Origin of the sequence: Halioxenophilus aromaticivorans (assembly GCF_042850945.1) — a bacterium.
Classification (GTDB): Bacteria; Pseudomonadota; Gammaproteobacteria; order Pseudomonadales; family Cellvibrionaceae; genus Halioxenophilus; species Halioxenophilus aromaticivorans.
This window is the reverse complement of record NZ_AP031496.1, coordinates 284,880-296,892: the sequence shown is the minus strand read 5'-3', so window position 1 is coordinate 296,892 and position 12,013 is coordinate 284,880. Positions and strand designations below refer to the sequence as shown.

The 12,013-nt window shown below is 55.4% G+C and carries 11 protein-coding genes and 4 pseudogenes; 3 read left to right on the top strand and 12 right to left on the bottom strand.

What is annotated here, in order from left to right; all coding sequences use genetic code 11:
• Window positions 1–4: 4 nt before the first annotated feature.
• The 11 genes and pseudogenes from ACGHM3_RS01470 to ACGHM3_RS01420 form a co-directional block, all read right to left on the bottom strand.
• A complete protein-coding gene (locus ACGHM3_RS01470) occupies window positions 5–1,465 on the bottom strand; it encodes a 2-hydroxymuconic semialdehyde dehydrogenase (RefSeq protein WP_345426423.1) in 1,461 nt (486 codons plus the stop codon).
• Window positions 1,466–1,496: 31 nt separating this feature from the next.
• Window positions 1,497–2,420 (bottom strand): catechol 2,3-dioxygenase, encoded by a 924-nt coding sequence (locus ACGHM3_RS01465; RefSeq protein WP_345426425.1) that lies wholly within the window; start codon window positions 2,418–2,420, stop codon window positions 1,497–1,499.
• Window positions 2,421–2,430: 10 nt separating this feature from the next.
• A complete protein-coding gene (locus tag ACGHM3_RS01460) occupies window positions 2,431–2,754 on the bottom strand; it encodes a 2Fe-2S iron-sulfur cluster binding domain-containing protein (protein WP_168450416.1) in 324 nt (107 codons plus the stop codon).
• 188 nt (window positions 2,755–2,942) lie between these two features.
• Window positions 2,943–3,728 carry a 1,6-dihydroxycyclohexa-2,4-diene-1-carboxylate dehydrogenase gene (locus ACGHM3_RS01455; RefSeq protein ID WP_168450415.1) on the bottom strand — a complete coding sequence of 262 codons (786 nt, stop codon included), beginning with the start codon at window positions 3,726–3,728 and terminating at the stop codon, window positions 2,943–2,945.
• A gap of 10 nt (window positions 3,729–3,738) precedes the next feature.
• Window positions 3,739–4,752 carry a benzoate 1,2-dioxygenase electron transfer component BenC gene (gene benC / locus ACGHM3_RS01450; RefSeq protein WP_345426429.1) on the bottom strand — a complete coding sequence of 338 codons (1,014 nt, stop codon included), beginning with the start codon at window positions 4,750–4,752 and terminating at the stop codon, window positions 3,739–3,741.
• 160 nt (window positions 4,753–4,912) lie between these two features.
• Window positions 4,913–5,407: an aromatic-ring-hydroxylating dioxygenase subunit beta gene (locus ACGHM3_RS01445; protein WP_168450414.1), complete on the bottom strand. Its 495-nt coding sequence runs from the start codon at window positions 5,405–5,407 to the stop codon at window positions 4,913–4,915.
• Window positions 5,404–6,750 (bottom strand): benzoate 1,2-dioxygenase large subunit, encoded by a 1,347-nt coding sequence (gene benA, locus ACGHM3_RS01440; protein WP_168450413.1) that lies wholly within the window; start codon window positions 6,748–6,750, stop codon window positions 5,404–5,406. Before benA ends, ACGHM3_RS01445 begins: the two co-directional genes overlap by 4 nt.
• Window positions 6,751–6,924: 174 nt before the next feature.
• Window positions 6,925–7,142 (bottom strand): annotated as a pseudogene (locus ACGHM3_RS01435) (IS630 family transposase); the annotation flags it as partial.
• Window positions 7,143–7,443: 301 nt separating this feature from the next.
• Complete coding sequence (tnpA, locus tag ACGHM3_RS01430; RefSeq protein WP_390518210.1) at window positions 7,444–7,569, bottom strand: IS66 family insertion sequence element accessory protein TnpA; 126 nt, start codon at window positions 7,567–7,569, stop codon at window positions 7,444–7,446.
• Between the two features lie 69 nt (window positions 7,570–7,638).
• A complete protein-coding gene (gene ltrA / locus ACGHM3_RS01425) occupies window positions 7,639–9,138 on the bottom strand; it encodes a group II intron reverse transcriptase/maturase (protein WP_367114518.1) in 1,500 nt (499 codons plus the stop codon).
• Window positions 9,139–9,500: 362 nt separating this feature from the next.
• Window positions 9,501–9,707 (bottom strand): annotated as a pseudogene (locus ACGHM3_RS01420) (transposase domain-containing protein); the annotation flags it as partial.
• On the opposite strand from ACGHM3_RS01420, the pseudogene ACGHM3_RS01415 reads away from it, so the two are divergent.
• Window positions 9,701–9,955 (top strand): annotated as a pseudogene (locus ACGHM3_RS01415) (transposase domain-containing protein); the annotation flags it as partial. The pseudogenes ACGHM3_RS01420 and ACGHM3_RS01415 sit on opposite strands and share 7 nt — an antisense overlap.
• Window positions 9,945–10,190, top strand: a complete 246-nt coding sequence (locus ACGHM3_RS01410) for a hypothetical protein (RefSeq protein ID WP_246864569.1) — start codon at window positions 9,945–9,947, stop codon at window positions 10,188–10,190. The pseudogene ACGHM3_RS01415 and the gene ACGHM3_RS01410, both read left to right, overlap by 11 nt.
• A gap of 345 nt (window positions 10,191–10,535) precedes the next feature.
• Here ACGHM3_RS01410 and ACGHM3_RS01405 read toward each other — a convergent pair whose 3' ends face one another.
• Window positions 10,536–11,573 carry an IS110 family transposase gene (locus ACGHM3_RS01405; RefSeq protein WP_200205258.1) on the bottom strand — a complete coding sequence of 346 codons (1,038 nt, stop codon included), beginning with the start codon at window positions 11,571–11,573 and terminating at the stop codon, window positions 10,536–10,538.
• A gap of 92 nt (window positions 11,574–11,665) precedes the next feature.
• Here ACGHM3_RS01405 and ACGHM3_RS01400 point away from each other — a divergent pair.
• Window positions 11,666–12,004: pseudogene (locus ACGHM3_RS01400) on the top strand (DDE-type integrase/transposase/recombinase); the annotation flags it as partial.
• Window positions 12,005–12,013: the final 9 nt, after the last annotated feature.

Genomic DNA, 12,013 nt, shown 5'->3' with positions numbered 1-12,013 from the left:
CGGCTCACAGTTTCACGCAGATATTTTTCATTTCGGTGTAGAACTCAAGAGAGTGAACGCCACCCTCACGTCCGATGCCCGACTGTTTGCTACCACCAAAGGGCGTGCGAAGGTCCCGCAGGAACCAGCTGTTCACCCAGATAATCCCGGCTTCAATCTGACCCGCAACCCGATGCGCACGGGTGATGTTTTCGCTCCAGATCGCAGAGGCCAGCCCATAGGGCAGGCTGTTAGCCAACTCGATCGCTTCCTCTTCGGTATCGAAAGGACGGATATGGCAGCAGGGACCGAAGATCTCATCGGTAACCACCGCCGAGTCATCAGCCAGTCCGGTCCAGATAGTCGGCTGCACCCAGGCACCACCGGCCAGTTCTGCCGGCATATCGGGAACGCCGCCACCGGTCACGACAGTTGCCCCGTCATCCACGGCTTTCTGGTAGTAGGAAAGGACTTTTTCACGATGCTTGAGGCTGACCAGCGGTCCCATATTGGCGTCCGCATCGTCTGGAGGGCCGATCTTCAGGCCCTCCGCCGCTTCTTTCAGGCGGCGGACAAACTCGTCAAAAATCGACCGCTCAACATAAACCCGCTCAGTACCCAGGCAAACCTGGCCACAGTTGGCGAACGCGGAACGCATGGTGCCTTCGATAGCCTTGTCCATATCGCAGTCCGCAAACACCAGGCCGGCATTCTTGCCACCGAGCTCCAGGGAAATATCCCGGATACCTTTGGCGGCGGCTTTCATAATGACCTCCCCGGTGCCGGTCTCGCCGGTAAAGGTGAAGCCATCGACCAGTGGATGCTCGGTGAGGTAGGCACCGGCAGAATCTCCGCCGAAACCATGGACCACGTTATAGACACCGTCCGGAACACCGGCCTCTTTCATCACTTCGCCAAGAAGGGCGGTCGTGGTCGGAGTTTCCTCAGAGGGTTTGACCACCACCGTGTTCCCGCAGGCCAGGGCTGGTCCGACCTTCCAGGTCATCAGCAGCAGAGGCAGGTTCCAGGGGCTGATCACGCCAATCACGCCTTTGGGGCGGCGAACGGCATAATTCAGTGCACCGGTGCCATCCGGCGTGGGCATTTCAAAAGATTCGGTCGGAACATTCTTGATCATGTCCGCGAACACTTTGAAGTTGGCGGCGCCCCGGGGAATGTCGATGTGGCTTGCCAGAGATTTGGGCTTGCCGGTATCGAGGCATTCCGCCTCCAGGAACTCATCAAAACGGGCATTAATACCGTCCGCCACCTTATGGAGAATGGCGGTACGCTGTTCCAGAGTCATCTTGCCCCAAGGCCCCCGCAATGCGGCCTTTGCGGCCTGCACTGCGGCGTCAACCTCTTCCCTTCCGGCTTCGTGGACCTTGCTGATCACTTTACCGTTGGCGGGATTGACGTTCTCGAACAGCTTGCCACTGGCTGAGCCAACGTACTGCCCGTTGATGTAGTGCTTGATGTCTTTCATTGCTGCTAAGTCCTGTTTCATCCGTTCGAGATCACGTCAGAACCGTCATGAAACGTTCGTTCAGTGCCCGGTCGTGATAAAAGATCGCTTTGCCGAGCTCTTCCGTCTTCCAGGTGACCGGTTTGTGATCCGGGTAGAAATAATCGCCGCCACAGAACACTTCGTTGCGGTTGCCGGACGGGTCGAAAAAGTAGATGGTCTGGCCGTGGGTCAGACCGTGGCGGGTCGGGCCGATATCGATGGAGGTATCGGTCATGGAGATCAGATCCGCCGCCCGCAGCACGGCTTCCCAGGTATCCAGGTAGAAAGAGGCGTGGTGGAACTTGCCTTTCTCCTCGTGGTGGATGAAGGCCACGTCGTGCTCCTTCATGGAGACGGTCAGAAACTGCGCTACGCGGGTGCCTTCAGGGTCCAGCACCTGTTCGGCCAGATGGAAGCCCAGTACGTTGACGAAGATGTCGTAAACGGCGGCCAGCTCGGGACCGTAGAACAGGCAGTGGTCAAAACGCACGGCTTTCATGCCTTGCAGGCCACGGGGCCAGGCTTCCGGGTTGACGCTGGATACGCCCCACTTACCGGTGTACTTTTTGTCAGCATAAAGCTCAAAGGCATGCCCGGAGGGCACAGTAAAGCGAACGCGGCGACCGCAGTCTTTCAGCTCTTCCGCCGGTATCTGCTCAACCCCAACACCGTAATCCACAAGGTCTTTTTCCAACTGGTTCAGGGCGGCTTCGTCCACCACCTTGAAGCCCATGAAGTCGCAGCCCGGCTCGTCGACTTCCACCAGAACCACAGAAAATTTGTCCACTTCGGTCCAGGCTTTCAGATAGACACGGCCCTGGTCGTCGCGGTCGGTTTCGATCATGCCCAGCAGGTCCGTGTAGTGTTTGACAGCTTCATCCATATCGAGAACACGGATCTGAACGTGGCCGGGACGCATTACACCTTTTTTCATGACAGTTACCTCAACGGTTTTTTGTTGTTTGCTTCGCAGGTGCCGCCTCAGGCAGAGGCACGCACTCAATGATCAGATCAGTCAGTGGGTAGATCCGGCAGGCCAGAACTTCCCCTTTTTCAACGGCTTCAGGCGGGGCGTGCCGCTTGCTCATCTTGCCGCACTCGAAATGCCCTTCCAGAACCTGAATCTTACAAAATCCGCAACCACCACCCCGGCAGCCCACGGGAACACACTTCAGGTCCCTCTGCTCCATGGCCTTGAGCACACTCTGGCCCTCCTGGCAGGTAAAGTGGTCTCCCGTCGTGCGGTTAACTACCTGAAACACGGCCATGCTACCTCCTGGTCAAATCTTCTTGAACAGAGCCGAGCGCCGCCTGTCTACCGCGCCGTCAGCCGCTGCCGAGAGTTTTTCCATATTAAGTCCAACAGGCTACTGCCCGAAACTACCTTCTTAAGGCGAACGCGCACTACCCAACCACAGACGAAATCCGTGCGTGACTCCTGATTGGAAAAAAAGGGTCACCCCTGATAACCGCCGCCCACCGGTAGTACCATACCTGTAACATACGAGGCCTCGTCTGAAGCCAGAAAAAGTATGGCATTGGCCTGCTCTTCCGGAACGCTGTAGCGCTTCATGAAGCTCAATTCGGTAGCCTCATCAACGATGGCCTGATACCACTCCTTCTCCAATTGGCTCATGGTTTCACTATTACGCGGAATCCGCCGCTCGCCAACATCAGTGCCACCCGGTGCTACTGCATTGACACGGATGCCGTATTTGGCATTTTCAAACGCCATGCACACGGTCAAAGCATTTACGCCCCCCTTGGCCGCAGCATAGGGCACACGGTTAGTGCCTCGAGTTGCGAGGGATGACACATTTACGATCACTCCACTTTGCTGTTTTTGCATCTGCGCCAGAACTGCATGGGAGCACCAAAGGGTCGGAAACAAGGAGCGACGAATCTCGGCTTCGATCTGCACTTCCTCGTAGACTTCATAGGGCTGAACCCAGATCGTACCGCCGACGTTATTGACTAGAATGTCGATACGGCCAAAATGACTTATCGCCGAATCTACTGCCTTGCAGGCACCTGCGTACTGCTCCAGATCGACGATGCTGGTCTGGACGTTTGCCGCACCGGCGGCCAGAGCCTCCTCTGCCACCTCTTTGACGATCTCGGAGCGATCCACCAGCAGCAGGCTAGCTTTTTCGGCGGCCATCTGCAGGGCAACGGCACGACCGATACCCTGGGCAGCTCCAGTCACAATAGCGACGCGGTTTTCAAAACGTTCACCTCTCATTTAGCTTTCCTTACTTGCTGGTCGTAAACTTCTCATAGTAGAGGCTGGCCGGTTGACTACCCCTTTCCTGCACAAAGCTGCTAACAGCTTCGACCATCGGCGGCGGACCACACAGATAGATATCGACATCGCCATCATTCAAATGGCCAGGTTCAATATGATCTGTGACGTAACCCTTCTGCGGCCAACTGCTCTCGTCTGAGGCCACGCAGACACCAAATGTGAAGTTGTCGATGGCCCCGGCGAAAGCTTTAAGCTTGTCCAGCTCGACTAGATCAACGTCGTGCGTAACGCCGAAGATTAGGTGGATCGGATAGGCGCTTCCGTCCTGCTGAATGCTTTCCAACATCGCCAGGAAGGGTGCCAGCCCCGTTCCCCCAGCCAGCATCAGTACCGGGCGCTTCACTTCACGCAGGTAAAAGCTGCCAAAGGGACCGCGCAGAGTTATGCTGTCACCCACGCTGGCCTTTTCCGTCATGTAGGTGCTCATCAAGCCTTCGGGCACCACCCGGATCAGAAAAGACACCGACTCATCGGCCTGATTGACCATGGAGCTGAAGGAGTAGGCACGCCAGTGGTCAGTCCCCGGCACCTGTACATTGACATACTGCCCCGGCAGAAAATGCATGGCCCGCACCTGATCACCGGAAACGGTAAAGGACAGGGTGGAGTCAGACAGACGGTTAATCTCAGTCAGCCTGGCATGCACGTCGGCCTTCTGGCTGCGCACACAGACTTCTGACGAGGCCGGCACGGTAACGACACAATCCGACTCCGGAATCATGCGGCAGGTCAGAACATACCCCTGTTCGGCTTCCCGATCGGACAGCGCATCCTCGATATAGCCATCCATCTCATAGCTGCCCGATTCGCAGTGACACTTACAGGTTCCACAGGCACCGTCACGGCAGTCGAGCGGAACATTGATTCCGGAACGATAAGCGGCATCGGCCACCGTTTCCATCGGTAGCGTGGTAATAAATCGAGTTACATCATCTTCAAAATTGAGCGCTACTTTATACACTGTTTGCTACCTCAGGCCCCTTCAAGGGTGCCGACGACACACCGAGAGGCGCTTGTTATTAAACCGGGTAATTCAGATCTGGAAATATCGGCTGAAAGCCCCGTGGTTGCTGTATGCTGACTGACAGAAATAACCACGAGGCTAATATATCGGAACGAATTCAAAGGTGATAGATATCCACAACGTGGTGGATGTAGTCGTTCTTCAGCACAGCCTTCTTGCGCTTAATCTTCAGCTTGCCGTCTTCACCACGAATCAGCGTAACAAACGCGGTACCGAAATAGGTATCTACGTTGTTATAACGTACGCTGTGGGTCATCCAGCTGTAGCGCACTTCTGCATCATTGGACGATGCAGCGAGCACCTCCAGGTTGCTCAACATGTGCTGAGTACGTGGCTCCGGCAGCGAACTGGCGCTGGAACGCTCTGTCTGGATGCGGAAAACACGATCCTCAATTCCATCCCGCTTATCATAATAGAGCAACGACATCTCTGACTGCGGATCTTCCGTCAGCCCGCCGTCCACATCCCAACATGGTACCCAGAATTCAGAGTTCTTATCGTAGTGCTCAAGCCAATGATTATAATCCTTGTCATCCAGCGCACGCTGCTCAGAATGCAGAAAATCACGGATCTCGTCGTAACTGATTGTCATGGTTGCTCTCCCTTTTCCTTGCGCGCCGCTTCGGCAATCATTTGTTGCCAGTAATGGTGCTGAGCAATGAACAGACCCTCATCTTCAGACTTCTTACCACTCATCATAGGGTGCAAATCGATACTCTTCGCCCCTTCGTCCGGCCCATCGATCCAGTGTTCAGCACCACGACTTAGGTCATTCCAAGGTTGCTTCATGGCCTTAAAACCTTCCTGGCATGCACGAAACTCTTCTAGGTCGTCCGGAGTCGCCATGCCGGAAGCGTTAAAAAAGTCTTCATACTGACGGATGCGGTGGGTACGCGCTTCAGCACTTTCCCCCTTGGGCGCGATGCAGTATATGGTGACCTCGGTCTTGTCCACGGAGATTGGACGGAAGTGACGAATCTGGGAGCTCATCTGATCCATGAGGAATACGTTCGGGTACAGGCAAAGGTTACGCAACTTGCCTATCATCCAGTCGGCACGATCAGCGCCAAACTTTTCGATAAGTTCGTTTCGGCGATAGTACAATGGGCGATCCTCCGGATTAGGCCAGTCCATCCACAGCAGAATGTGGCCATGTTCGAAGGCATAGAATCCACCGGTTTGCTTATTAAAGGTGGATAGGTCCATCGCCTTAACATCATCAGTGGACATGCCGGCCTTACGACGAGCCACCGTGGCAACGTAGTTCCAATGAGTAGCAGATGCGTGGTACCCATCAGCACCATTCTCGGCCTGCATTTTCCAGTTGCCGTCATAGACGTAAGTCGATGAGCCACGCAACACCTCCAGACCTTCCGGCGACTGATCTACAATCATGTCGATAATTTTGGCGGCTTCGCCCAAATGTTCAGTCAGCGGTTTGACATAATCATTCAGCGAGCCAAAAAGGAAGCCTTTGTAGCTTTCCAGACGCACCTTTTTTAGGTCATGAGAGCCTTCGCAGTTAAAGGAATCCGGATAGCCGGCATTGTCGGGATCCTTGACCTTGACCAACTTTCCGGAGTTATTGAAGCTCCAGCCGTGGAAAGGGCAGGTTAAAACCGCCTTGTTATCCTTTTTTTTGCGACAAAGAACAGCGCCACGGTGGGTGCAGGCATTGATAAAGCAGTTCAGCTCACCATCTTTATTGCGGGTAATGACGATGGGCTGACGTCCGATATAACCAGTAAAATAGTCGTTTGGGTTTGCAACCTGGCTTTCATGCGCCAAATATACCCAGTTGCCTTCGAAGATGTACTTCATCTCCAGCTCGAACAACTCGGGATCAGTGAACATGTCGCGACGACCACGATACAGGCCTTTTTCTTCATCGGTTTCGATTAGACCGCCTACTTTTGCTATCAGATTATTGTGCATGGACCACCCTCCTTTTTATGATTTCATATTGAAGGGCCGTCCCGGGAATCACTATCCAGTGAGTGCACTCTTTATCCTAGGATTGCAAAGGCTGGATTTTGTATTGCATCTTCTGTTCAATTAAATCGTACGGCAGCGTCATTAACGTACTAGTGATCTGTCTGGGTAATCCGTTTATTTATTATCAATAACACTCAGTTTTGCTCGCGCCACGGAAGTCATAATCGATTCTGCACTCTTGTGCCAGCGAAACGGCTTTGCCAACTTCTCACTATGAGTCTTGATAAAGCGACGAATCGCCGTTTTGAGTTCGCCCACACTTGTGAAAATGCACGGTATAAAGCACGACGTTCCAGCTGACCAAACCAGCCCCCCACCTCATTCAGCCATGCCCCCTCTGGCAGGATAGTTGGCACTACTTAATTTTTAACCAGTTTGGCGGTTCAGGTGTTGATAGTGCCTCGTTATTCCGATGAGCGTAAAGCAGCAGTGCTGGCGAAGTTGTCGCCGCCCGGACCAGGGCACTCAGGCCCCGAAACGATTTGCGCATGTTGGTGGGCTCGGCACACAGCCAGATGCGCGCCTGGCTATCGAGCCCGATCATCCGTGCTGGCTCAGCCGCAGTTTGGCGCCGTTGCCGAGGCTAAGCACAATGTTCCAGCCCGGACCGGATGATGGAGACCTGCCCACCAACTATGAGACATCCAGAAAACCGGCTTCAGCGGAACCTGACGACTCATCAGTCGACGGATCGGACAGGCGCTTGCGCCAGTTGCAGAAACTGGCGTAGCCGATATGGTCTTGCTTGCAGAACTGCATGGCTGACAAACGGTCGCGGTAGGAATGCTGATCACTCAGCACCCCCCGCACAGATCCCAGCGTGCGCTGCTAACGCACTGGGCTCCTCCCTCGGGTTCTGGCGTCAAAACGATGCAACGGTTGTGGATGCAAGATACGGACTTTCGGAAAGAAGAAGTTACGGATCGCAGCGAAGCGTGACCAGGGCATTCGGTGGCGTTGGCTTCGACGCCGGAGCATCTTGAGCCATAGCCGAGATACCCGGAACACGAACCCCGACACCCTCTCCCCGTTTCCAGGGACGGCGAAGTAGTTCATGTGCCCCTGGATTACGCGGCGGAGCCAGCGCCCGGTTTCGCCAATGGGCCGATTTATTCGCCGTCGCAGGGCGTCTTTTACCGCCCGCAACTGCGCCCGCAGTCGCTTGCGCGACGTTACGCGGGCAATCTTGAACCAGCCATTTTGGCGAGATCGGGTGCAATAGTGAGTAAAGCCCAGAAACTCGAAAGTTTCCGGCTTCCCCAACCCCCTTTGCCGACGCTTCGCCGACGCAAAACGGCCAAACTGGATCAGCCGGGTTTTATCGGGATGTAAGTCCAGACCGAATTTAGCTAGCCTGCCAGCAAGGGCTTGCCTGAAGGTGTACGCATCACGCTCGTACTGGAATCCCAGCACTGTGTCGTCAGCGTAGCGTATGACCACCACATCGCCATACGCTCTCCTCTTTCGCCAGGTATCGACCCATAGGTCGAAGACATAGTGCAGGTAGATGTTGGCGAGTACCGGTGATATGACAGCTCCCTGCGGAGTGCCCTTCACACTTCTGATTACCTGCCCATCTTCCTGCACTCCGGCAGTGAGCCACTTCCGAATCAAGCGCAATAAGCGCTTGTCCGCGATACGGTGCTCCAGGAATCGCATCATCCATTCGTGCGACATGCTGTCGAAGAATTTACGGATGTCTGCGTCCAGGACCCAGTTGATCTTCTTCCTATAAAGTCCCGCCTGTACCGCATCCAGTGCGTCGTGTTGTCCTCGACCCGGCCGAAAACCATAGGAGAACCCCATAAAGTCCGGCTCGTAGATCGCATTCAGGACGAACACCACTGCCTGTTGAACAATTTTGTCTTCCAGGCACTGGATGCCAAGGGGCCTTGTCGAACCATCCGCCTTCGGAATGTAAACCCGCCTTGCGGGTCTGGCTCGGTAGCTCCCCTTGTGGATACGGCGGTTGAGATTCTCTAACCTCGCATCTAGCTCGCTCCCATACGCTTCCCATGTCACTCCGTCTATACCAGCGGCCGATCTGCGCTTGAGCGCAAAGTAGCTTTGGTGTAACAGCGGAATATCAACATGATGTAGCAACGCAGAGAAGCGAGTTTCTTTGTTCCGTTGCGCCGCCTGGCGCACGGTCAGCAAACCGGGCGACGCAGCGACCTGGCTCTGAGTCCAGACTGCGGCGGCTCGCTGACCGTTTCCCTTGGGTCCGGTCCTTTCCTCCAATCTCTCCGCAGGTACCTTCGCACCGTTGTTCGAGATCTTCTCAGGTACTACGACCGGATCCGACTTCTCACCCACGTTCATACTCATCCTGCGGTGTTACCCTTCGGTAAGTCGCCTCGGCTATGCCGGGGTGGGTGAGACCTCCCAGGTTCCGCACAAAAGACGTCACCACGTGCACCGGGTCTACGACTGCGTGGAGTGCCACCACAGCTTGCCATCGCGCTGAGATGATTGTTGCCTTCTGTTTCGCTTAACAACATCCGCTCTCCAGAATTGGGTTTCGCAGCTCAATACCGAGCCCATGGTTTCCCCTGTCAACACTTCACACGCGACCTCGCGATCGGGTGCGCATGACTCGGGGCCGGGGCAGCTGGCTAGGCCTTACCCCGTGCGGGACTTTCACCCACTATCTTTTGCCAGCTTTTCCTGGCGTACTAAGCGGCCGCCCATCACACCTTGTCAGGTATAGCCGGCTTCCAGTTGTGGGGCAATAGCTCGTCGATGGCGTTGTTCTTCTGCGTCGGAAGGCGGGTCAGCACATCTTTCAGGTAAGCATAGGGATCATGGCCGTTCAGCTTGGCTGACTGGATCAGTGTCATGACCGCAGCTGCCCGTTGACCACTGCGCAGTGATCCCGCAAACAGCCAGTTGGACCGAACTGGGCGCGGAACACCTGGGCATCATCCAGAGCCTGATCAGCACCTGCAAGCTGCACGATATTAACCCCTACACTTACCTGGTGGACGTGCTGCAACGCATCAGCCAGCATCCGGCCAGTGAAGTGGTGGATCTGACACCGCGACTCTGGAAAACTCGGTTTGCCGAAAATCCGCTACGGGCGCTGATCGATCCGCGCCATCCTGGCCGACAGAGCAAACAGCCGGAGGCCGTTCATGCGCATTGAAGACATGAGCATCGACCAGTTGCTGGAACTGAACCAATACATCTGCCGGCGCATCGACGAACTGTGGGATCAGGAAAATCTGCAGGCGCTGAGCCAGTTGCGGGTGGGCCTGAAAGTGACCTTCGAGGGCCGGGACGGACCCGTGCTGGGCATCGTCACCAAGATCAACCGCAAGAGTGTGATCGTGTTAGCCGAGGACGGCACCAAACAGTACAAGGTCTCGCCGGAGTTATGAGGCCACTGCGTGACGTGAAGTAGGTCAACTACGTCGTGGAATGAACGTGTATGGACTCCTCCTCTATTGCAAGCACTTTGTCTGATCGCGACTAAGGTACGACTGCCTACGTGTATTCGGTCTCTTTAATGATGCCGTCCCTGTAGGCATCGGACCCTGATGGGCTATCCGCGCACTGGTTCCCAATCGCTTACACGAGCTCAAGGCTCCACGTTCATTAGGGGTTTCCCAGCGCCGGTTCGACCTGTTCGCCATCAATCAAAATGCCATGCAATCGTGGTGTTGGACGTCTCCTGAAAAGTTGCCGGTTGTTACCCTGGCACACTCAGCCTTGCAGCTACCCACTCAAACTCCTGCCGCTGAGAGCCCTTCGTTATAGGCTTCCTCGTTGTGTACCAGCGCCCAGGCAATACGGGCTGTTTTGTTGGCCAATGCCACCGTTGCCACATTGACATGCTTCCGGGCGGCAAGGGCTTTGAGCCAATGACTCAGTCCGTCGTCTTTGCTCTCAACATGACGCAACACGGCCCGTGCTCCGTGAACGAGCAGCTTGCGCAGGTAACTGTCGCCGCGCTTGCTGATCCCTAACAGACGATCCCGTCCCCCGGTGCTGTGCTGTCGAGGTGTCAATCCAAGAGAAGCGGCAAAGTCTCGTCCTTTGCGGAAGGCCTTCCCGTCGCCCAGGGCACCTGCCAAGGCACTGGCTGTGAGCGGCCCCACGCCGCGTAATGTCATTAAGCGCTTTGCTACAGGATCCTGCCTGACACTCTCAGTGATCCGGTCATCAAGGGCTGTGATGCGATCATCAAGATGCCGGAGGTCCTCGGCCAACCCATTGAGCAGAATGCGGAAACTATCGGTAAGCTCGCTCTCAGCATCTTCAAGCCAGCCTGGTAAGGCCCGGCGCAGCTGCTGGATGCCCACTGGCGCTACAATACCGTACTCGCCCACTAAACCCCGGATCTGGTTGGCCTTGGCCGTGCGCTGCCCCACAAGCTCTTCCCGGATCCGATGTGCAGCCTGAATATCCTGCTGAGCGACCGTCTTTGGAGCGACAAATCGCATGTTCGGGCGACTCATGGCTTCGCAGATTGCCTCCGCGTCTACTCGGTCGTTCTTGTTGCTCTTGACGTAAGGTTTGACAAATTGGGCGGCAATCAACCGAACATGATACCCCCGCTTCTGGAGTTCCCGAGCCCAGTGGTGTGATGACGCGCAGGCTTCCATACCAATCTCGGCGCCGGCCGGTACTTTTCGGCTGAGGGCATCAAGCCACTTGCTGCGAGAATACTTGCCTTGCCATCGAGTTTGGCCGTGACGGTCTACGCCGTGCACGTGGAAAACTGATTTGGCAATATCAACACCGACACGGATAATGTTCACTTGGGCTTCTCCTCATCTTCATGATGGTTGGCTAATCACTCACCATTTTGCCACGTAGATGCCGGTGAGGTGAGGAGGAGTCCATCCCATTGCTTACACTGAATCTGCGCATCAAGCCCAAGAAGCGTCTGGTTCGTGAAAAGCCGGAACCATTGGCTGTGCCGGAAATGATCAACGACAGTTGGTCGATGGACTTCATGCACGACCAGCTCAACGACGGACGCAGTTACCGGCTGCTGAATGTGATCGATGACTTTAACCGCGAGGGGCTTGGCATCGAAGTGGACTTCTCGCTTCCGGCAGAGCGGGTTATCCGATCACTGGAGCAGATCATTGAGTGGCGGGGTAAACCGCGTTCTATCCGCTGTGACAACGGACCTGAGTACATAAGCGGCAAGCTGTCAGCCTGGGCTGAAAAACGGGAGATCAAGCCAAGCCGT